This window comes from [Bacillus] selenitireducens MLS10 (assembly GCF_000093085.1).
GTDB classification, from domain to species: domain Bacteria; phylum Bacillota; class Bacilli; order Bacillales; family Salisediminibacteriaceae; genus Salisediminibacterium; species Salisediminibacterium selenitireducens.
The window spans coordinates 3546245-3568031 of sequence record NC_014219.1; the positions used below are offsets into that span (position 1 = coordinate 3546245).

The 21787-nt window shown below is 49.6% G+C and carries 20 protein-coding genes and 1 pseudogene; 3 read left to right on the forward strand and 18 right to left on the reverse strand.

The features are described 5' to 3' along the window. Positions 1–96: 96 nt before the first annotated feature. The 9 genes from BSEL_RS16585 to BSEL_RS16625 all read right to left on the reverse strand — a co-directional run bounded on the left by BSEL_RS16585 (position 97) and on the right by BSEL_RS16625 (position 10881). Complete coding sequence (locus BSEL_RS16585) at positions 97–714, reverse strand: FMN-dependent NADH-azoreductase (RefSeq protein WP_013174168.1); 618 nt, start codon at positions 712–714, stop codon at positions 97–99. Next, the gene (locus BSEL_RS16590; RefSeq protein ID WP_041582040.1) at positions 711–2297 is read right to left on the reverse strand and encodes a histidine kinase N-terminal 7TM domain-containing diguanylate cyclase; all 1587 of its coding nucleotides are present in this window, start codon (positions 2295–2297) and stop codon (positions 711–713) included. The genes BSEL_RS16585 and BSEL_RS16590 overlap by 4 nt, the downstream gene beginning before the upstream one ends. 194 nt (positions 2298–2491) lie before the next feature. Continuing rightward, positions 2492–3091: a response regulator transcription factor gene (locus BSEL_RS16595; protein ID WP_013174170.1), complete on the reverse strand. Its 600-nt coding sequence runs from the start codon at positions 3089–3091 to the stop codon at positions 2492–2494. Next, entirely contained in the window at positions 3069–4217 is a 1149-nt protein-coding gene (locus BSEL_RS16600; protein WP_013174171.1) for a sensor histidine kinase, read from the reverse strand. Before BSEL_RS16600 ends, BSEL_RS16595 begins: the two co-directional genes overlap by 23 nt. Positions 4218–4248: 31 nt before the next feature. Next, a complete protein-coding gene (locus BSEL_RS16605; protein ID WP_013174172.1) occupies positions 4249–5271 on the reverse strand; it encodes a fatty acid desaturase in 1023 nt (340 codons plus the stop codon). 112 nt (positions 5272–5383) lie between these two features. Beyond that, on the reverse strand, positions 5384–6211 hold the full coding sequence (locus BSEL_RS16610; protein ID WP_013174173.1) for an ABC transporter permease: 828 nt from the start codon (positions 6209–6211) through the stop codon (positions 5384–5386). Between the two features lie 2 nt (positions 6212–6213). Beyond that, the gene (locus BSEL_RS16615) at positions 6214–7158 is read right to left on the reverse strand and encodes a daunorubicin resistance protein DrrA family ABC transporter ATP-binding protein (RefSeq protein ID WP_013174174.1); all 945 of its coding nucleotides are present in this window, start codon (positions 7156–7158) and stop codon (positions 6214–6216) included. Positions 7159–7344: 186 nt separating this feature from the next. Further along, complete coding sequence (locus tag BSEL_RS16620) at positions 7345–9192, reverse strand: GGDEF domain-containing protein (RefSeq protein ID WP_013174175.1); 1848 nt, start codon at positions 9190–9192, stop codon at positions 7345–7347. Between the two features lie 171 nt (positions 9193–9363). Further along, positions 9364–10881, reverse strand: coding sequence for a malate:quinone oxidoreductase (locus BSEL_RS16625; RefSeq protein WP_013174176.1), 1518 nt, complete (start codon positions 10879–10881; stop codon positions 9364–9366). A 342-nt stretch (positions 10882–11223) separates the two neighbouring features. On the opposite strand from BSEL_RS16625, the pseudogene BSEL_RS18125 reads away from it, so the two are divergent. Beyond that, positions 11224–11427 (forward strand): annotated as a pseudogene (locus BSEL_RS18125) (cupin domain-containing protein); the annotation flags it as partial. A gap of 9 nt (positions 11428–11436) precedes the next feature. Further along, a complete protein-coding gene (locus tag BSEL_RS18130) occupies positions 11437–11676 on the forward strand; it encodes a hypothetical protein (protein ID WP_232970478.1) in 240 nt (79 codons plus the stop codon). A gap of 5 nt (positions 11677–11681) precedes the next feature. Here BSEL_RS18130 and BSEL_RS16635 read toward each other — a convergent pair whose 3' ends face one another. Beyond that, positions 11682–12548, reverse strand: a complete 867-nt coding sequence (locus BSEL_RS16635; RefSeq protein WP_013174178.1) for a DMT family transporter — start codon at positions 12546–12548, stop codon at positions 11682–11684. A 217-nt stretch (positions 12549–12765) separates the two neighbouring features. Next, complete coding sequence (locus BSEL_RS16640; RefSeq protein ID WP_013174179.1) at positions 12766–13614, reverse strand: NAD-dependent epimerase/dehydratase family protein; 849 nt, start codon at positions 13612–13614, stop codon at positions 12766–12768. Positions 13615–13782: 168 nt separating this feature from the next. On the opposite strand from BSEL_RS16640, the gene rluF reads away from it, so the two are divergent. Beyond that, on the forward strand, positions 13783–14496 hold the full coding sequence (rluF, locus tag BSEL_RS16645; protein ID WP_013174180.1) for a 23S rRNA pseudouridine(2604) synthase RluF: 714 nt from the start codon (positions 13783–13785) through the stop codon (positions 14494–14496). A 69-nt stretch (positions 14497–14565) separates the two neighbouring features. Here rluF and rlmH read toward each other — a convergent pair whose 3' ends face one another. The 7 genes from rlmH to walK form a co-directional block, all read right to left on the reverse strand. Beyond that, positions 14566–15045 (reverse strand): 23S rRNA (pseudouridine(1915)-N(3))-methyltransferase RlmH, encoded by a 480-nt coding sequence (gene rlmH / locus BSEL_RS16650; protein WP_013174181.1) that lies wholly within the window; start codon positions 15043–15045, stop codon positions 14566–14568. A gap of 276 nt (positions 15046–15321) precedes the next feature. After that, positions 15322–15501 carry a CxxH/CxxC protein gene (locus BSEL_RS16655; protein WP_013174182.1) on the reverse strand — a complete coding sequence of 60 codons (180 nt, stop codon included), beginning with the start codon at positions 15499–15501 and terminating at the stop codon, positions 15322–15324. A gap of 136 nt (positions 15502–15637) precedes the next feature. After that, complete coding sequence (locus tag BSEL_RS16660; protein ID WP_013174183.1) at positions 15638–16885, reverse strand: S1C family serine protease; 1248 nt, start codon at positions 16883–16885, stop codon at positions 15638–15640. 140 nt (positions 16886–17025) lie between these two features. Continuing rightward, on the reverse strand, positions 17026–17820 hold the full coding sequence (locus BSEL_RS16665; RefSeq protein ID WP_013174184.1) for an MBL fold metallo-hydrolase: 795 nt from the start codon (positions 17818–17820) through the stop codon (positions 17026–17028). Positions 17821–17828: 8 nt separating this feature from the next. Beyond that, positions 17829–18620, reverse strand: coding sequence for a two-component system regulatory protein YycI (locus tag BSEL_RS16670; protein WP_013174185.1), 792 nt, complete (start codon positions 18618–18620; stop codon positions 17829–17831). Next, positions 18607–19968 (reverse strand): YycH family regulatory protein, encoded by a 1362-nt coding sequence (locus BSEL_RS16675; protein ID WP_013174186.1) that lies wholly within the window; start codon positions 19966–19968, stop codon positions 18607–18609. The genes BSEL_RS16670 and BSEL_RS16675 overlap by 14 nt, the downstream gene beginning before the upstream one ends. Then, complete coding sequence (walK, locus tag BSEL_RS16680) at positions 19961–21787, reverse strand: cell wall metabolism sensor histidine kinase WalK (RefSeq protein WP_013174187.1); 1827 nt, start codon at positions 21785–21787, stop codon at positions 19961–19963. Before walK ends, BSEL_RS16675 begins: the two co-directional genes overlap by 8 nt.

Sequence of the window (21787 nt, forward strand, 5' to 3'; positions counted from 1 at the left end):
ACTGAAACACCTCTACGACGGTGGATAACGCTTACATTTTAAGCTTTCCGAAAAAAACAGATGGCGGATATCCACCATCTGTCTCACTCATTCATTCTATTCTGTATCAGTCCATTCATTCGCGATTTCGGATAAGCGTTTTTTTGCCTCTTCCGTCCGTTCTCCGATCTGATCCGGATACGTGCTCGTTCCTTCCACCCGGACAAGCTCATAATGAGAGATGCCGATCAGCTTCATCATCAGCCGCAAATAAGAATCACCGTGCTCAAACGAAGCCAGCGGTCCTGATGAATAAATGCCCCCGGTGCTCTGAATATGCAGGACCTCTTTGTCTTTCATCAGGCCTTCAATCCCCTGTTCGCCGAACTCAAACGTATGACCGGGCACGATGATTCTGTCTATATAGGCCTTGACCTGTGGCGGAAAGCTCATATTCCAAAGCGGTGTCACAAAGACAATCCGCTCCGCCTGCTTAAATGTTGCGACGTGCGGATTTTCAAGGGCCCCGATTTCATTCTCAGTAAGCGGGCGTTGCCTCTCCCACATACTGAGTTCCTCACGCGTCGGAAGCGGGAAGTCGGTTTCGAACAGATCGAGCACTTTCACCTCGACGGCCGGGTTGTACGCTTTCAGTTCCCTGAGAAAATGCATCCCGAGCGTTAAGCTGACCGATTCCTCCTCGGGTTTACGGTTTGCGGTTATCAGTAAAATCACTTTGCATCCTCCTGCTCGTTATCCTGTTTACAGCTGTCCCGGTGGCAGACTACCTGATTTCGGCCGTTTTCTTTTGCCAGATACATCGCCTCATCTGCCTGACGGTAGACCGTTTCAAAATCCGGTGCATCGGCAGAGATTTCCGTCACTCCTGTGCTCACAGGTGTAAAAATCCGTTCTTTATCCGTTGTCACATAAGGATTATCCCGAAGATAGTCCTGGAACATCCGGGCTTTCTCAACGGCTGCATCACACGTAAGTGGCAGATATACACCGAACTCTTCCCCTCCGATGCGCCCGCAAAACCCGTCACGGAAGAACGACTCAAGCAGTGAGGCGAAATGTCTGAGCACATGATCCCCTGTCTGATGACCATAGGTATCATTGACACGTTTGAAATGATCCAGATCGAGAAGCAGAAGGCTGCCTGAACCATGATCCTGTTCATGGCGTTTCTGATACAGATCAATAAAATGGCGACGATTCGCAATCCCCGTCAGATAATCCTCTGTTGCCTGTCTGATCAGATCATCCTCATAACGTTTATGGGCCGTGATATCATTGATTATCACAAGTGTCGCCTCATCTCCTGATCGTGAACGGGCAATGGGAAACGAGCGGACCTCCAGATGCATAATGGTCCGGTCCGGTTCAAGGACCATTTCCCGCTCGGTATTTGCCCGCACTCGTTTTCGCATCGCATCGTGAAATGCCGGGTCTTCCTCAAGCCAGGCTGACACCACATCCTCTTCCCCGTTCTCCATATCGCTTCCTGCCCAACGACCGAGCCAATCTGAGGCGGCATGGTTCATTTCCAAAAGCCGGTATTGCCGATCAAAAATGAGCACGCCTTCTTTCATGGCATCAAAAATCCGATCCTTCGCCACCGGCCAAATGACCAGCAGATTAAACCGGTAATAAAGAATAAAGAGCAGGATCGCCATAATCGAAAAACCGAAACCCATCTGGCCCGGAAGCGTCGCGGGTATAAGCGGTACCGCAATAATATTTAACAACGGGATCAGATAAGTAATAAACATCAGTAAATGCTGCGCGCGGTTTACAGGGGAATCCTGAATCAGATTCTGCAACATGATGCCGCCACTGATGACGGCAACCCCAATCGGATAGATGCTGAGAATGAATCCGAGCGTCGTCTGTTCGACCTGGATTTGCGTCAGTCCCCATAACGTCTGAATGCTGCTCTCTATTCTGAACAAACCGTGATACTCATCACTGAAGATCAGCCCCGTAAAAAACAGGCAAGGCACGGACAAAAGCGCCATCCACGCAACGGTTCTTACGGAATCATAACCCGAATATTCTCTCGCAAGCCCGAATAGTACAATCGGTGTGAAAAAGAGCGGAATTTGCTGCAGATTCCGTAACAGGAGCATCGCCCATTCTTCCGTCACAAAGAGCTCGAGTGCAACCAACATCAAAAGGACGCCGGCCAAGCTGAGAATCAGGCTCAAATAGTTGCGGCCATACGTCCTCGGAGGACGGATAAGCGGAATGATCAATCCAAGTGACAGAAGGCCAACCAGGAACAGATAATACGGATACGGATGCACCCACTGCATACGACTCAACACCTTTACGAGAGAGATGGCTTTGTTGCAAGATTCGAATCTTTCTGTCATTATACCTGATTTTTCAAAGCAGAACAGATGATTTACATAATATTTACCGGGTATTTTTAATTCAGTCATTCAGGCTGTACGCCTTCATTTATGTAAAAAAGCCTGCAGCACCAAGCGGTCACTGCAGACAACGGTCAAAAGTGCCAGCCTTTTTGCTGATACACTTTGATGGCTTCAATTCGATTATCCACCTCGAGTTTATCAAGGATCGTGGAGATATAGTTGCGTACCGTTCCATTCGTCAGAAACAGTGTCTCGGCAATCAGTTTCGTACTCATGCCTTCTGCCATCAGCTTCATCACTTCTTTTTCCCTCTCTGTGAGGGGATTCTCAGAGCGGTACACTTCATCAATCAGTTCCGGTGCAAAAATACGCCGTCCCTGCATGATTTGCCGAATCGCTTCTGCAAGCTCTTCACTCGGGCTGTCTTTAAGCATATAGCCGTCAACACCAACGGACATGGCTTTTTGGAAGTACCCCGAGCGCGCAAAGGTTGTCAGGATCAGGATCTTACAAGGATCATCCTTCAACAGTTCTGCAGCATCGAGTCCATTCATCTCCGGCATCTCAATATCCATGATGCAAATATCCGGCTTCTCTTTTTTCACCGCTTCAACGGCTTCTTTGCCATTGTTCACCGTACCGATGACGTCGATGTCATCTTCCAAGTCAAGAAGTGATGCCAATGCACCGAGAAGCATTTTCTGATCCTCAGCGATAAGCAGTCTCGTCATGCCCGTTGCCCCCCTCCTGGTTCAATTGAACAATCGGGATTGTCATCGTAAGCGCCGTCCCCTGTTCAGACACGATCTCAAGTGTTCCGTTTATGAACTGAAGACGCTCTTTGATCCCGGAAATACCCCCGCCATAGCGGAACTTTTCCATAGGCATCCCCTTACCGTCGTCCTCAATCCGAATGATCAGCTTTTCGTCATGTGTGGCAATCGAAATCCTGCACTCTGATGCCTGGCTGTGTTTGACGATGTTCGTCACTGCTTCTTTGACGCACATGCTGACGACATGATCAATCCTCGCCAGGTTTTCCGGCAACTCTCTTTCCCCGGAAACCGTCAGTCCTATTCCCGCTGCATCCAACAGCTGGGTGACGCGCTCCATTTCTTCTTTCAGCTTACTTCGCCTCATATCCGCCACCAGTTCCCGAAGTTCTTTTAACGCCGTTCTGGCGGTTTGCTGGACTTCTTTTATCTCGGCTTCGGCTTTATGGTGATCTTTCATGATCAGTTTACCTGCAAGATCACTTTTGATGCCAATCATCGACAGTTTTTGACCGAGGGTATCGTGCAGATCCCTTGAGATCCGCTCCCGCTCCTCGAGTTTAATCAAATCGGCAATCTTCTGATTTGCAAAGGCAAGCTCATCTTCAAGCTTCTCTTCCTTCAGCTTACTGTACGTATTCACCGGCAGTAAAATCACCGCAATCGTGCTGAGTAAAAGAAACGGCAGCTGAATCTGCAGAATCTCGAAAGTGATAAACGCATAGTAGCTCGTGATGACCTTCAGCGGGATCAGGATGGAATAGAAGGTGATAAAGGCCGGTTTCTTGGCCAGCTGACCGACAAAATAAGCGATCAGCAGATAAAAATACACATAGCCGAACAGAATCCCCATAATCGTTGAAATCCCGAGCTGAATCCCGAGACCGACATAGATCATCCAGCCTTTGGAAGAAAACGAGAGTACATAGCTGAGGAAGAAACCAAGAACGAGAAGAACGCCGGAAACCCCTTCCAATACGGCAGGGGTTTGAAAGATAAAATAGAAAGGAAGGATGGACAAAAACATCCAGATATACGGACTAAGTCCGGTCGTTTGCCTGAAGCGTTGCTGGAATTTGCCCATCTGTCTCATCCTTTCGTTCATCATTCGCATATTACGAGGCCGTCTGGGCGGTGGCCCGTGTCCGTTTTTTCGCCTCTTTATACGTAATAAATTCTTTATTGTCCTCGTCCCAAAGCCGGTACTTCAGTGATTTAAGGCTTGTGGCAAGCGTGATCTTCGTCGCGTGCTGCAATGGTGGTGTTGCTTCGTGTGCTTCCGGCAGCTTGTAGTTTGGGACTCTCGGACTGAGGTGGTGCACATGATGGTAGCCGATGTTTCCTGTCAGCCACTGCAATACCTTGGGCAGTTCATAGAAGGAGCTGCCGTCAATGGCTGCGTGCACATAGCTCCACTCTTCATCATGTTCAAAATATGTCTCTTCAAACTGGTGCTGCACGTAAAACAGCCAAATCCCGAGAGAACCCGCAAGCCAGGCAATGGGTCCCTGAATCAAAAGGAACGACTGCCAGCCAAGGAGAAGCATCATACCGGCATAGAAGCCTGCAATCAGAAGGTTCGTTACGTGGGTATTGATCCGTTCTTTACGGCGTGCCTGTTTCACATTAAAGCGGTATTGAATGAAGAACACGGCGATCGGCCCGATACCGAGCATCATCACCGGATTCCGGTACACACGGTAACTGAGACGTTTCAGCCAGTGGGCCTCTTCGTATTCGTCAACGGTCATGATCCACATATCACCGGTACCCCGCTTGTCGAGGTTGCTGCTTGAAGCATGGTGCGCATTATGTGTGTTCTTCCACTGTTCATAAGGAACGTGGGTCAGTGCACCTGTTATGGTTCCCATTATATCATTAGCACGGCGGCTTTTGAAAAAAGACTGGTGACAGCAGTCATGAAAAATGATGAAGGTCCGTACAAGAAATCCCGCTGCCAGGATCATAAAGGGTACAGCAAGCCAGTAAGACACGGACAGACTGAGATAAGCAAGGGTCCACAGCAGGGCGTATGGAACAAGCGTATTCAATATCTGTTTCAGGCTCGTCTGTTCATCGGTGACTTCAAAAGGTTTCATGGCTTTTTTCAATTCCTGGATCTTCGGATGTTGACTCATAGTGGGGCCTCCTTATGTCGTTCTTACTTATTACACTAAGAGTAACCCCTATAAGCATGTTGTATAAGTCATAACCGTCAGAACTGATATATGACAAATGTCATAAGATACGTCAGGCGTTGGCCCGTTTGAAACTGATCGTCGCGAAGAACACAAGGACCGCGGCAAAGGCTGCGATGAAGAGAATCTCCTCAAAGATCGTCACCTGCCGGCCGAAGACTTCTATATTCAATCCCATCGCCTCAATGACGACAGGAGAAAGCTCTGACGTGTCGATCATCAGCTTCTTCATGACATCAACCCCGTATGTGACGGGATTGATCTTCACGATGACGTCCATCCACGCCGGCATGTTGCTCACCGGAAAGAGGGCGCCGGACAGAAAGATCATCGGCATGACGAGGATCTGCACCGTCATCTGAAAGCCCTGCGTGGATCGGATGATACTCGCAAACAGCAGGCCCAGTCCCGACAGGGCCGCCCCGAAGAGGAACATAAACGGGATGACCTGCAGGAGGTTCATGATTCCGTATGACAGACCGAGAAACGGAATGAGCAAGAACAGAATGATGCCCTGAATCGTGGCGACCGTTGCCGCACCAAGCATCTTGCCGATCGCGATACTCACCCGCGAAATCGGAGACACAAGAATCTCTTTCATATAGCCTTTATCCTTGTCCTCAATCACCGACATCGCAGAGAAGACCGACGTCATCAGGAGCGTCATCGCCACAATCCCCGGGAAGACGAACTCCACGTAGTTGAAGCTGGCTGTTCCGTCCGGCATATTGCCCATCATCATCGTCTCCATCGTGCCGCTCATCCCGCCGCCGAAGATCAGTAAAAACAGAATCGGCATCGTAAAGGAGCCAAACAGACGGGCCTTATCCCGGAAAAACTTCATCAGATCGCGCTGCCAGATCGCAATAATCCCTTCCATAATCAGCTCTCCTCTCCTGATGCCGCTTCACTGATTTTGCGGCCGGTAAAAGCCAAAAACACATCGTTCAGCGTCGGTTTCCGGATGTTGAGACGTGTTACCGGCGGCGTCAGTGTCTTGATGAAGTCCGAAATAAACGCATCGCTGTTGGCGACCTTCAGATGAATGACGTCCCCCTCGACAGTGACTTCCGCACCTTCAACATGCGCATCGATTTCGTCCATCGCAAGGGCGTTATCCGTCGTGGACAGTTCAATGATGTCACCGCCAAGCTGATTCTTAAGGGCGGTCGGCGTATCGATGGCGATAATCTCGCCCTGATCCATAATCGCAACCCGGTCACTGATCTCCGCTTCGTCCAGGTAATGGGTCGTCAAAAACATCGTTATGCCCTCTTTTTCTTTGAGCTTCAGAATATATTCCCACAGATGTGCCCGCGTCTGCGGATCGAGCCCCACCGTCGGTTCATCGAGAAAGAGCACTTTCGGATAATGCAGAAGCCCTCTGGCGATTTCCAATCGGCGCTTCATACCGCCGGAATATGTTTCCGCACGCTTGTTCTGAACATCGATCAGGTCGACGATCTCAAGCACTTCCTGAATCCGTCCGTGGCGCTTTTCTTTTGGCACCCGGTAAAAGCGGCAGTGAAGCATCAGGTTTTCATACCCCGTCAGCTTCTGATCCAGGGTGTTTTCCTGAAAGATAATGCCGATACTCGCCCGGACGCTGTCTTTTTCTTTTTTCACGTTGAAACCGTTAATCTCAATCGATCCCGAAGTCGGTTTCAGCATCGTACAGATCATGTTGATTGTTGTACTTTTCCCCGCCCCGTTCGGACCGAGAAAACCGAAGATCTCTCCTTCTTCAACGTCGAAGCTGATCTGTTTCACGGCTTCCTTGTCTTTATACTGTTTCGTCAGTTCTTTGACGGATATGATTGACGTCATAACAGGTGTCCTCCATGTAATGAATGGTTGTGTATGTCTATTATGGCGGCACCGTCAGTCAATGTCCAAGAGAACGACAGCAAGCCTCAGCGAAACGTGCCTTCGGCTCCGTTACAGAGCTTTTCGGTACGGTTCGGAATGAGGCCGAGTCGGGTATGTTCAGCTGGCTGCACCATGATTGCCTTGTCAGGACCTGGACGTTTTGACTGTGTTTTTCCCGCTTCTTTTCGCCTGATACAGAGCCGCATCCGCCTGTTCAAGCAGTTTCTCCGGAGAATGCAGATCGCGGGCTTGAAGAACTGCTACGCCTGCACTGACTGTTAACCGGTTTTGAACATCCGACTGTTCGTGGGGAATCGCTGCTTCTTCCACCCTTTTCCGAATCTGTTCTGCGAGTGCATAAGTCTCGGCTTCTGAAGCCTCTTTTACCAACACCGCAAATTCTTCACCGCCGTACCGGTAGACCTCTGCCGAATCTTCTTCTTTGATCACCTGTTTAAAAAGCGTCGCAACTTCTTTCAGACAGTCGTCTCCCTGCAGATGACCGTAAAAATCATTATAATTTTTGTAGTTATCAATATCGAGCATGACCAACCCGAGTTTCCCATTTTCGTCCATTGTCTCTTTAACCACGGTGATCAGATCTTCATCAAACATCCGCCGGTTAGGCAGGCCCGTCAGGCCGTCCAGCTCGGATAAGGTCTTCAGATGCTTCATCGTATCATTCAGTTCTTCCGTTCTTCTTGCCACTTCATCCTCGAGATGCTCCTGCCATTTTTGCTGTTCTTCTGAGAGCTGTTCAATCTCTTCGTATGCGGAGAATGTCCGCATGGAGATGATCGCCACCTGTCCGAAAATCATAAACAGCAAGCCGACCGGAGCCATATCAACAGAATCAACAAGACGCAAATGGTGAAGCATGTCATTCACCACAGTGACGGCAAATACCCCAAACAGCGCAAGGGTCATACCCGCACCCTGTTTTCTGTCGAGAGCTGCTTTGATGATGATCATAAATCCATAGAGAAAGAGAGCCCCGGTATACATCTGATAATAAGGCAGGCTCTCGGAGAAGACCGAAACCGGCGTCAGAATAACAAACAGCGCAAATAAACCGCTGATTCCGGCGAGCGTATAGGTCACTCGGCCACTCCCGTAGACCTTATACATATGATAGAGAAACAGAAGAAAAATTCCACCTCCGGCATAAAACGAAACATATTCCAGGTGAATCCCGAGCTCCCAGCTGAAATGAGGAAAAAGTTGATACAGCATCCTCTCCCCGGTCAAAGACACACGTACCGCAATCATTACACAGAACAGGCTAAAATACAGATTGGCCCGATCCTTCCTTCTTAACAAAAAGATGATAAAATGATGAACCGCAGCTAACATCAGTGCACCAATCATCATGATTTCTATATACAGCGATGCCTGTTGGACCGTTCGGACATCTTCATAGAGGCCGAATTCGATCGCGTTGTGCGGTCCCCCTTCCCGGTGATGGAAATTGGACACCTGAATAACCATTTCAAGAGTGGTACTCTTCGCTGTATACTGAATCATCGCAGGAGCGATCCATGGGACTTCTTCTGCTTCGCTGCCAACATTTCCCTGCTTATGTATCAGATCACCGTTGATCCAGAGCACATAGCTGGCTGTAATATCCGGTATGTATAAGCCGAGACTCTTTCCGACTGCCTCCTCAGGAATTCGAATCTCCTTGAAATACGTTGCGTATCCTTTGCTGCTGTAGTTACCCGTATCCGTCCAATAGCCCCATGTGTCGAGGTGTTCCGCATGGCCGATTCTTTCTTTTACCTCTTCCGGCATTAGCAGTTCTTCCCAAAAAAACAGCCAGTCATCCTGCAAGGCGTGGACAGTGTTCCCTTCAAAATCAAGCTTCTCTTCCGTGTTATTGGAGTAATCGCCCGCCATCATCGTACCAGGACCGGAAAACATCAAAACAGACAGCACAATAAGAAAGGCCGCCAATCTAACCGTGATGAAACGGCAGCGTCTTGACTGTACCATTGTGCTCCCCCCCTTTCCGAACTACGACTTTTGACCATATTGTACCATTGAACCTACATAAAAACAGGACTATTATTGAATTTCACGGTAATGACACAAACAAATTAGCGTCCTGTTTTCGTAATAAGGAACCGTATGCACGGCAGCATACGGTTCCTTGAGTTGATTCATTTACGATTGTACTTCTGTGCGGACCGGTTCCTCATGCTCCGTCAAGCCAAGACTTTCTTCAGTCTCCCTGAATATCTCATCAAACAGTTCAGGGTGATCGGAGAGTTTGAGTCCGTAAGAGGGAACCATCTCACGAATCTTCTCTTCCCATTCCGGCAGCCGTTCCGGGAAGCACTGTTCAAGGACCTGCAGCATCACATGCACCGTCGTCGATGCCCCGGGTGATGCCCCGAGGAGAGCGGCGACAGAACCGTCCTCTGAGGTGATGACCTCTGTGCCGAACCGCAGGGTCCCCTTGCCTTCTTCCTCGGTATCCTTGATGACCTGAACCCGCTGCCCGGCGGTGACGAGCTTCCAGTCTTCCGATTTCGCATGTGGGATAAAGGCCTGCAGCTCCTTCATCCGCTGCTTTTTCGTCAACAGCACCTGTTCAATCAGATACTTCGTCAATGGCATTTCCTTTGCCCCTGCCGCAAGCATCGTAAAGAGGTTATCCTGCCTGATTGATGTCAGGAGATCGAGATTCGATCCCTCTTTCAGAAACTTCGGCGAAAATCCGGCGAATGGACCAAAGAGGAGAGCCTTCTTTCCGTCGATATACCTCGTATCGAGGTGCGGCACGGACATCGGCGGTGCGCCGACTTTTGCCTTCCCGTACACTTTGGCATGATGTTGCTCGATGACCCCCCGGTTTGTGCAGACCATAAACTGGCCGCTTACAGGGAAACCGCCGATCTGTTTCGATTCTGGAATACCGGTTTTCTGAAGGAGGTGCAGACTCCCTCCCCCGGCACCGATAAACACAAACCGCGCCCGGTACGTCTCCTGATGACGGGTAGCCAAATTCCGGACATTGACGTTCCATGTCCCGTCCGGATTCTGATAGAGGTCGTCCACGCTGTGATTGTAATGAACAGACGTGCCGTCCTCTTGAAGATTCGTCATCATCCGTCTCGTCAGTTCCCCGAAGTTAATATCCGTCCCATAATCAATCTTCGTCGCGGCGACGGGCTCACCCGGCTCCCTGCCTTTCATCATGAGCGGAAACCAACTTTTCAGTTCGTCATGATCCGTGGAAAATGCCATCTCCTTAAACAGTGGATGAAACAGCATCGCCTCATAGCGATTCCGTAAATAATCCACACCGTCCTGGCCCTGCACAAAACTGATGTGCGGAATCCGTCTGATGAAGCGCTCCGGAGCGGTAAGCCGTCCCTGTCTCACCAGATACGACCAGAACTGCCGCGACAGCTGAAACTGCTCATTGACGTTTACTGCCTTCCCCGTCTCCACACTGCCATCCCCGCGCTCCGGGGTATAGTTCAACTCACACAGGGCCGAATGACCCGTGCCTGCATTGTTCCATTCGTTCGAGCTTTCTTTTGCCGCACCATCGAGTTTTTCGAAGACCTGAATCTCCCACTCCGGTTGTAACTCACGGATCATCGTTCCAAGGGTCGCACTCATGACGCCTGCACCAATCAACACAACATCTGTCTTCTTTTGGTTTGCTGTCATCTCAATCATCCTATTCTCTGCGTATTCGTCACTTCTCGATGCTCACTGTTTCACTATTCTGAAAATGAGGAATAATAAGGCATTGGATACTATGCTCACTGAATCATTTGCTCTATTGTACCACCATTCACATAAAAATAAAACGTTTTCACCTGTGTGTATAGTGTTAATTTACCCTGGTGTTTATTTATGATAATGTAAATAGAAAGATGACTTTATTCATAAAAAGAAAGGTGGAAACCGAATGAATGAGCCTAACAGCCGTACCATTGTCCATCCGGAACCGGGGAAGAAATCACGTTTTTAAAAACAAGTGAGGAAACCGAAGGCAGTTATGAGTACATCGAAGTCTTTTTACCTCCCGGAGGCGAAGGCCCGCCCCTTCATTACCAAGGCAAATTTGAGGAGACTTTCAGAACCCTGGAGGGAAAGCTGCAAATCAACCTGAAAGAAGATAAAAAAATCCTTCTCCCGGCTGATGATGAACTGACCATCCCAAAAGAGACCTATCATCAGTTTGTCAACGGATCTTCCGAAGAACCGGTCCGCTTTACCGTGACACTCACTCCGGCCCATCACTTCGAGACATCGATGCGGATCATCTATGGCCTGATTGCAGACGGACAGGTCAATCCAGACGGTACTTTCAAAAATCCGCTTCACATGGCTGTTGCCCTCGACATGCAGGATACCCGCATCCTTGGCATGGAAGGCCTGGAACCGCTGGCAAAAGAAGCGTACGACAAAAAAATCGATCAGGACCTGATCGATACGTACATCACGAAAAACCGCTGATTCATTTAACTGCCCGTTTTACTTAAAAGCGTCACCGTCACCAGAATGATCCCCATACCGATCAGTTCAAGCACGGAGAGGGACTGGCCGATTACCGCCGCTCCAAATGCAGACGCCGTTACCGGTTCGACCATCGCCACCATCGAGGCGGTGGTCGGTGCCGTATAGCGAATCCCGTAAAGATACAGGATAAAGGACAGCCCGGCACCCAAGACACCAATCAGAATGAACAACAGGGCATCCTCCGTATACCAGACACGAACGGCTTCCCCGTGATCAATCAGGAAAAAGACGATCACACTGAACGAGAAGAACGCCAACGTCAGTGCAGTCTGGGGTCGGCCGGTGAGAACTGCATTCTTAAAGCCGAAGATAAAGACCGCATAAGATAATCCGGCACCAAGACCCGCCAAAAGACCAAAGACAGACACGGACATCGCATCCGGACTCCAGGATCCTGTAAGCAGCACGATCCCCAAAAGCACAAGCCCGATGCAGACCCCTTTCAGCCAGGTTGCCCGCTCATAGCCTGCCATTACAGAGATAAGCAGCACCATCGCAGGTGCCGTATACATAAGCGTCGCCGCGACCGCAATGGCTGCCGCTTCAATGCTGAGGTAATAGAGGGTGAAATTCCCCGCGACACCGATGCCCGCAAGGACAGACCAGAAGAAAAAGCGGGAATCGCGGTTCTTGTTATACCTGAACTGAACCAAAAACCAGACAAAGAAAAACAGAAAGCCGGTCACCCCGCGATAAAACGAAATCAGGACAGGGTCCCAGCCCCGTTCCATCAAAATATCTGCGATGCCTCCGCTGAGTCCCCAAAACAATGCCGCCAGGATCACGTAAGAAACACCTGTTATTCGCATCATCCACCTCCTGTCATCATGCTCCGTTTTCCAAACTTACCAAACGCGCTGACTTTGTTCGATATCATTCTCCACAGGGCTCATTCCTTCATGGTCCTTTTCTTTAAACGTATGATTTTCTCATAAGAAATAACAATTTAATGACAAAATTCATTATAAAAGAAACCCTTTGAACATGTGCTTTGCTCAAAGGGTTTTGCGACAGGTTATCGGTCTTTTATTGAGTGACGTAGTCCCGCCACTTATGCTCCGGCTGCCAGTTTAAGAGCCGCTTTGCCTTGTCATTTTTGAGGAGCGCCTCATAGCCGGAGATGTCTGATTTAAATGTTGTGACATTAGGAAAGCACGTTTCCATCAGCGTTTTGCTTTCGATCGCCATACTCGTGTCATCTGCCCCGATATTCAGTGCCACCGATCCGAGGCCGTCTGTTTCCACAGCCAGGCGATACGCCGTTGCCGCGTCCCTGGTATCAATATAGCTCCAAAGAATCGGTTTGCGCTGTTCCGGATCGTGAATGAATCCCGGGAAGTTCGCATACATCTCCGGCGCGATCACATTGCCGAGACGGAAGGAGACAACCTGCATACCGGTGCGCTGATGGATCATATCCGCCGTCTTTTCATTCACGACTTTGGATAATCCGTAGCTGTCTTCCGGCCGCTGCGGATGCTCTTCATCCATCGGCACATACAGCGGTTCAAGGCCCTGCTTCGAAAAACAGATCCCGTAAGACGATTCACTCGAAGAGATCACCGCTTTTTTAATGCCGAGATTTCCCGCTGCCTCGAGGATATTGTACGTTGACATCACATTATTCTCAAACGTCACTTCATTCGGATGAGAATACGCGACGGGAATCGCCGCGATATGTACGACCGCATCTGCCCCTGCAAGCACCCCGTGCACCTGCCCCAAATCAGTAAGATCGGTAATTACCGTTTTACATAACGCTTCTTTCGGATGCTTCACATCCGCATTGACCACCTCGTACCCGTGATCGAGAAATTCCTGAATCACGGCCGGGCCAAGCAACCCGCTGCCTCCTGTTACAACCACTTTTCCCATCATAACGCCTCCTGTTTAATCGGTACTGCACTTTGTTCACCTGCTGAACTAAGCATAGGAGATTCGAGGACCTGATGCAACGGATCTGCCCGGGAATTTTGATTCTCAGCGTAAACTGCGGTATATTCGAGTCACAGATTCGAAAACTGAACTTTAAATAAGGTTGTGATGAACGTGCGAATCAATAAATATGTCAGTGAAACAGGCAAAACGTCAAGGAGAGGTGCCGATAAATTAATCCAGGAAGGCAAAGTCACGATCAACGGTAAACCGGCCCAGCTCGGGGATCAGGTCGAACCCGGCGACGATGTCATCGTGAACGGCGAGCCGGTGCACATCGTCAAAGAGAATGTGTATATTGCATTAAACAAACCCGTTGGAATCACGAGTACAACCGAACGAAAAGTCAAAGGGAACATCATTGACCTCGTCAATCATCCCCTCCGCATCTTCCATATCGGACGGCTCGACAAAGACTCCGAAGGACTGATCCTCCTGACCAATGACGGGGATATTGTCAATGAGATCCTCCGTGCGGAAAATAAACATGAAAAAGAATACATCGTCACCGTAAACAAACCGATCACCCCCGAGTTTCTCAAGCAGATGTCAGAAGGTGTGGATATACTCGACACAACGACACTGCCCTGCAAGGTAAAAAAACTCTCAAAATACGAATTCAACATTACGTTAACCCAGGGGTTGAACCGCCAGATCCGAAGGATGTGTGACGCACTCGGGTATGACGTTCAGCGGCTTCTGAGAACCCGGATTATGAATATCCATCTCGGGAAGCTCCCACCCGGCCAATGGCGGGACCTGTCAAAAAAAGAACGGACACAGTTATTTACAGATTTGAACTATGAACCGAGGAAGCAATGAGGATAGAGAACGAACAAAAATAAAGCGTCCTGCTCTTTTGAGCTGGACGCTTCCTTTCGTTGACCGCTATTATTTGTGGTACGGTTCCCCTTTCTGTATTTTAAACGCCCTGTAGATCTGCTCGAGGAGAATCAGCTTCATCAGCTGGTGCGGAAAGGTCATTTTTGAAAAAGAGATCTTCTCGTCTGCCCGCTTCAATACGTCCTGACTGAGGCCGTTCGACCCGCCGATCACGAAAGCGATCTGACTTTTCCCGTGCAGCACCAGGTGATCAAGCTCCGCTGCAAACGCCTCGGAGGTGCGCTGCTTTCCCTGTATATCCAGAACGAATACCGTCTGATCCGTCTTGATCTTCTGGAGGATTTTATTTCCCTCTTTTTCTTTGATCAGCTCGATGTCTTTCTCGCTCAAATGATCCGGGGCCTGTTCGTCATTGATTTCAATCTGCTGCAGCTTACAGTAGCGTCCAAGCCGCTTTTCAAATTCCGCAATCCCCAGTTTTAAGTATTTATCTTTAATCTTTCCCACACTGATAACCGTGATCTGCATGATCATCATTCCTTTCGTTTCTCATCCACTCCCATTTTACCATAATTCGCAGTCGCACCCCTCTGCATTGTGGATAACCCCCTTCTTCAACAGTTTATCCACAGAAGTTATCCACATATACACATAACAAAGCACGGGTTCCTCACTGAATAGCGCTTTTCTCTCTCCATGGATCTGTGGATATTCACAAAGGAAAGATAAGAGCACTCTTTCCCCTGTCAACAAAAATGTGGATAACCCCTGGTTACCCACAGGTTATCCACACTTTCATCCACGTTATTTGACTGGCCGTTCCACTTTATGAGTGGCCTGCTGTAAACACATAAAACAGCGCACATCCCCGTGGGCCCCGTCAATCAGCTTCTCAATGTCCGGCGGAAGACCGCCATCTTCAAGGGATTCTTCAATCGCCTCATCCAGATGTTCATCACAACAGTACGTAATCACTTCTGTCATTCCTTCCTTTACAGCATCTGTTCGTTATCACCAGATCAGCTGCAGTTATCCACACTCTCCTAATGCCATCTTCTTCACGTGCACGGAGAAGCAGTGGACAACCTCTGTTACCCACTGCTTGTTCTCACTCATCCTGTCAGAAGACCTGTCTTTCAAGGATGAGCTCCGTCGTGTTTTCTTCTCCGTCTCTGAAATACGTGATCGTCATCGTGTCCCCGATATCGACTTCCGTATACAGATAACGCCTCAAGTCATTGGCATCTTTAATTTCGGTGTCATCCATCATTTTGATGACATCCCCTTCACGAAGACCCGCCTCATCTGCGGGGCTGCCTGGCTCGACTGCTTCAATATACACACCGCCGGCAAAGTCTTCCGGGAGACCGAGGGCGTCCTGCCAGTAAAAGCTCGGGATTTCCTGCAAGGAACGGAGAACGATCCCCATCTGCGGACGCTGCACTTCCCCGTATTCCTCAAGATCCTGAATCACCGGAACCACAACGGATGTCGGTATGGCGAATCCGATCCCTTCAACAGCGTTTTGTGCGATCTTCATGGAATTGATACCGATGACTTCCCCCTGAATATTTAAGAGGGCGCCACCGCTGTTTCCCGGATTGATGGCCGCATCCGTCTGAATGACTTCTGCGTTCCAATCCGTCTGTCCGTTTCCTGTCAGATCCACCGGAAGGCTTCGTTCAACGGCACTGATAATACCGAGGGTCACCGTTCCTTCAAAAGACAGCGGGTTCCCGATAGCAATGGCAGGTTCACCTGCCTGAAGCTGATCTGAATCACCAAAATCAGCCACCGTATCGACTTTATCCGCATCGATGGTCAAAACAGCTAGATCCGTCAGGACGTCTTCACCGACGAGCTCTGCCGGAACCCGGGACCCGTCAGTCAGGGTCACATCGACCTCGCTCTGTCCAACAGCAGCCCCTTCCACAACGTGCTGATTGGTCACGATATAAGCATGGTTCTCGGTGATCTTGTACACGACACCGGAGCCGGTACCTTCACCACCTGGGCTCATAAATCCTGAGGACTCCTGCATGTTCACAACACCGACAACCGCATCTGATACACGATCAACCGCGTTAATCACTTCTGAACTCGTCTCGAGCTGAATCGATGACGTCTGTTCCACATCCTCCGGACTCAAACCGCCATCCTGATCTCCTGCGATCTCCTGATTAGCCGGCGTATCGTCATTGCCTGCAGACAGCCAGCCGGTCTGTTCGAGGTACGGTGCTCCAAACAAAATCAGCAGTGCGCCTAAAACGGCACCAAAAAAGCCTGCAACCGCCGTCTTCCCGCGGCCGGATTTATTTCTGTCATGACGGGATTCCGGGCGCGGTGCATGATCATCATAATAGCCCATATTTAACCCCTCCTTCATTATTTTAAAAAAAGATCCTCCATACAGCCATTTTACTGCGGGAGGATCGTGATCGTCCATTACGATGATGGGCTTACAACAATTTTATGCCCTGTTAATAGAGTATCCCATAATTCTGACGGTCAAACCACTTTTAACGGGGTCGGTTCATATGGATCTGTATCAAAGAGCCTGATCGAATCACCGACGGGTCGGTCGTATTGCTGCAGGGTCTGTTCCACCGTCATCCGTGCAAGGTCCTTCATATTATTATCAAGGCTCAAATGCGCCAGATAGACATCCGTCGGTTCTTCACCGATGATTTCGTGCAAAGCAACACCGGCATCCACATTGGACACATGTCCCTCATCGCCAAGGATACGGCGCTTAACGCTCCACGGATATCGGCCCATCCGCAGCATTTCTGTATCATGATTCGATTCGAAAATCAGCTTATTCGCCGACCTCGCCATCCCGGCCATTCGGTCACTGACATAGCCGGTATCCGTCAAAATCGTCAGCTTCCTCTTCCCGTGCATGAATGAGAAGAACATCGGGTCCGCAGCATCATGACTGACACCGAATGATTCTATATCGAGATCGCCGAAAGCCAGGCGCTCATCGCGCTGAAAATGGAACTTCTGCTCCGGACTGATTTTGCCGAGCATCCCGTCCATCGCGAGCCAGGTCTTCTCATTGGCGTAAATCGGCAGACTGTATTTTCTTGCCAGGACACCGGCGCCTTTAATATGATCGCTGTGTTCGTGACTGATGAGAAGAGCATCCACATCAGACAGACTCCGTCCGATCCGGCTCATCGCAGCCTCGATTTTTTTGCCGCTCAGGCCGGCGTCTATCAGCACCCGTTTCTCCCCGGTTTCCACATAGATTGCATTACCTGTACTGCCGCTTGCCAGTACGCTGAACTGCATCGTCATACCTGTCATCACTCCAACGGTTGTATCATCTGAATATCACCTTTTTGTGCATCGACAAAAAAGTACTGGTTATTGGCGAGTATGCGCCATACCGGCACATACACCTGAAAATCCGCCTCTTCTTCCTGAAGCAGACTGTAATAGCCGAGTTCCGCTTCCTCAATGACCGTATTAACAACAATATGCTGCTTATTCATCAGCCGCTCAATGACCTTCATCGGAGACAACAGCTCCTGATCCCTGCCCTGATCGTTTACGTTTAATGCCCGCTGCTCATAGGACTCCACAGCAAAGTCTTCGTTCACATTCAGAATCAGGTGGAAATTGCCGCGATCGTACTCGTCTATTTTACGTCCTTCGTGCGTCTGATACAAGCCGATGATCTGTTCATCCTCCACATACTCCGCAATGGCATATCGCTCGCCCTGGTATACATACTGCTGTAAGAAGGCATTCACACTCGCTGTTAAGTTCGCATCGACGAGTTTATACGGTGAATCGAGTTCGGAAAACAGCGTCATGTCGTCAATAAGCTCCGGGCTCTGCCTGGTCAGTTCACCGGAATTGATCGCACCAACCATGATCCTCGGCGTCGCCGTCAAAGGACCCGCCTCGACGACCCGTTCAGGATCATCCACAAGGACCTCGATGCGGTTTGATTCGATCCGTTCCGGCAGGGTCTCTTCACTGAGAATCCCCATATGGCTGCCGGTTACCTTCGTATACAGCTGGGTGCCGAGAAAAATGTTCAGCATCAGAAATGTAATGATGAAGATCGTCTTCGTTTTACTCCAGTCCAATGGTCATCCCTCCTGATGGTTCCGGCGTCAGATTCTCAAGCTCCATCCAGCGCCCACGAACCTCTGCGTACCAGACCGGTTCAAAGATGGCAAAAGACCGGTGACGGTTCATCTGATAGCCGAGCCGTATATCTGTCACTTCACTCAGCTGAAAGGTTTCATACTCTTCAATCTGATTGAACAGCTGCATACTCCCCTGAAGCTCGACCGCCGCTTCCGTCTCAAACGGTTCATCGGCAAGCTGAAACAAAGGACGTGTGTATTCGGTAAACTGTGATCCGCTGCGCCTCAGCCGGTACATGAAATGATCCTCAGACGGAACGTTTCCGGACAGCACGGGCAGCTGATTGACATGCAGCCGGAAGGAGACATCCTCATGATCATTGCCTGCATTCGTCCCGTTCCAATAATACTGATCTGTCCAACCCGAATGACCGTTAACATACTGCCTGGCGCCATCAATTACCGATGGCGTGACCTGATCCGTTCGCTCAAAGCTTTCAGGCTGTCTGAACTCAAGCAGCATCTCTCCGTCAACAATATCAAGCATCCGGTTCCCATCCGTATACGAACGCCGCTCAGAATCCTGATAATAATTTTTGACAAATTCCGGATCTGCGAACAGAACCTGACGGAATGACTGCACCGGCAAATCGATCGTCTCATACGTAACCCGCTCCATCAGGAAACTGTCCGATGGCAAATAGCGTACGTTCTGAAACTCATCATTCTCACTCTCTGTAAATACAAATCGCTCTGCACGAAGACGCTGTTCCTCACTGCCTTCTGCGATCAACTCTTCGAGGAGACCAAGCCCCATATCGGTATCGGTCTCATAGACGGTCTCCTCATTCATATCCACAAATTGCGCCACCACATCCGACCCGATTCTTGACGGATTCTCAACGATCCTCATCCGATCAAGTCCTGAAAATGGCAGACTGTCATCTTCGAAATCCAAAACGTCATACACAATATCAGCTGGCAGCGGTTCCTGAAAGACCACCTCGAGTCCCGTAAACCGGTGATCCGGATGGGGGGCGAGGTTCCCTGCACGTTCGGTCACATAATGAAACTCTGTATCCATGATTTCCTCCAGAATTCCTTCATAGAGACCGTTGCCTGCGAGAAGTAAGTCCACGTCGTCCTCTTGATGAGCGAGAATCTCCCTTGGGAAGATCAGCTCAAACAATGACCGGCTCTCACCTATGTCTTCGATCTCAATATAAGACCCCGATGGATCGTCCAACGTTTCGTATTCAGGCTGATAGGTCCACAAAAACCATGTCAGCACCATACTGGTAATGATCATCATAAACAGCACAACCGTTTTGATCCATTCAATCATCTGTCATCACCGCCTCGTGATTCACCGGTAAACTGAAGAAAAAGGTCGTCCCTTTCCCCCAGTCACTGGATACCCAAATATGTCCTCCGTGAACTTCCACAATTTCTTTGGCAATGGCAAGGCCGAGTCCGGTTCCGCCAAGGCTTCTTGATCGGGCTTTATCCACGCGGTAAAACCGGTCGAAGACGTGGGGGAGGTTCTCTTTCGGTATCCCGACACCTTCGTCTTTGACACTCACAATCAGCCGCTCTTTTTCCTGTTTCAGCGTGATCGTGATCACCCCGCCCTCCGGCGAGTATTTCACGGCATTCGATACCATATTGTCAAGCAACTGCACGAGCTTGTCCCGATCACCCATGACGGAAAGCGGAACATCCGGCAGCCTGCGTCTGAACTGGATGTTTTCCTGTTTATTCGACATCTCAAAGCGGTCGATGACGTGATGAATCATGTTGACGATATTCACTTCCGCCATCAGCATATGATCATCCCGCGCATCCATTTTCGACAGCTGCAGGAGGTCATTGACGAGCCGGATCATGCGGTCTGTTTCATTCGACGTCACCTGCAGAAACTGCGGAGCCACATCCGAATCATTCACAGCTCCGTCAAGAAGCGCCTCGAGGTAACTCTTCATCGACGTAAGCGGTGTCCGCAGTTCGTGAGACACATTGGCAACAAACTCTCGTCGCTCCTGTTCAATGCGCTCCTGCTCCGTCACATCATGCAATACGGCGATTAAACCGTTTTTACGCCCGTTTTCTTTTTCAATGACAGAGAAATTGGCCTCAAGAATCAGTTCTTCATCATGATGTTCAAAATCAAGGAGAATCGGATCATCCATGTTATAAAGGTCGGAGAGTTTCATGAAATGCGCGAGATTCAGCATCCCGACCAGGTCATAGCCAATCGCCTCTTCCTGTGAATAACCCGTCAGTTCTTCCGCCCGACGGTTCATGAGAATGATCTGCCCTTCCCGGTCCGTCGCGATAACGCCGTCTGTCATATGCGTCAATACTGAACTGAGCTTTCGCCGTTCCCCTTCTGTCGTTGCATGTGCTTCTTCAAGTTTATTCGTCAATTCGTTAAAGGTTGCGGACAGCTGACCAATTTCATCATCACCGTACACCTCAACATTTTGAGAGAAATCCCCTTTACCGAGAAAGTCCGCCTGACGCCGCATCTCCACAATCGGACGCGTAATCGTCCTCGACAAAAAGATCCCGAGTGCCGCCGTCAGAACAAGCGAAATCATCGTACCTGTCAATAGAATCTGATTCGTCTGTGCCATCTGCTCGTAGATCTCTTCCATTGAAGCCTCGATATAAATGGCGCCGACCACCTGATTTTCCTCCGTCTCAACAGGGACTGCGAGTACACGGGTCCGGTGTCCTGTGTTCTCATTCCGGAGCACCGCTTCTTCCGTTGAGCCGCCTAAAGCACGGATAATCCGGAAGTTCGTCGTTCGCTGGCCGATGTAGATATCCTCTTCAGGGTTAGTCACGGTAACGACGTTGCTGAACTGGTCAACAACCCTGGCCTGCGCATTTTCCATATTAAACAGCTCACCGAGTACATTATCCGTCCGTACACGGAGAGACTGTTCCTCTTCATCCTCATCCCGGCTCATTTCCTGCTGGACGTTATACGCAAGCAGATTGGCCCGCTCATCGAGCGTTTCATAAAAATTCTCCACAAGCTGATCTTCAAGCTGCTGGGTAAAATAAACCCCGATCACCTGCATGGCAATAAGAATCAACAACACATAAATCGTCACGATTTTGACGTGGATCGATTTAAACAGTCGAAATGGACCCAT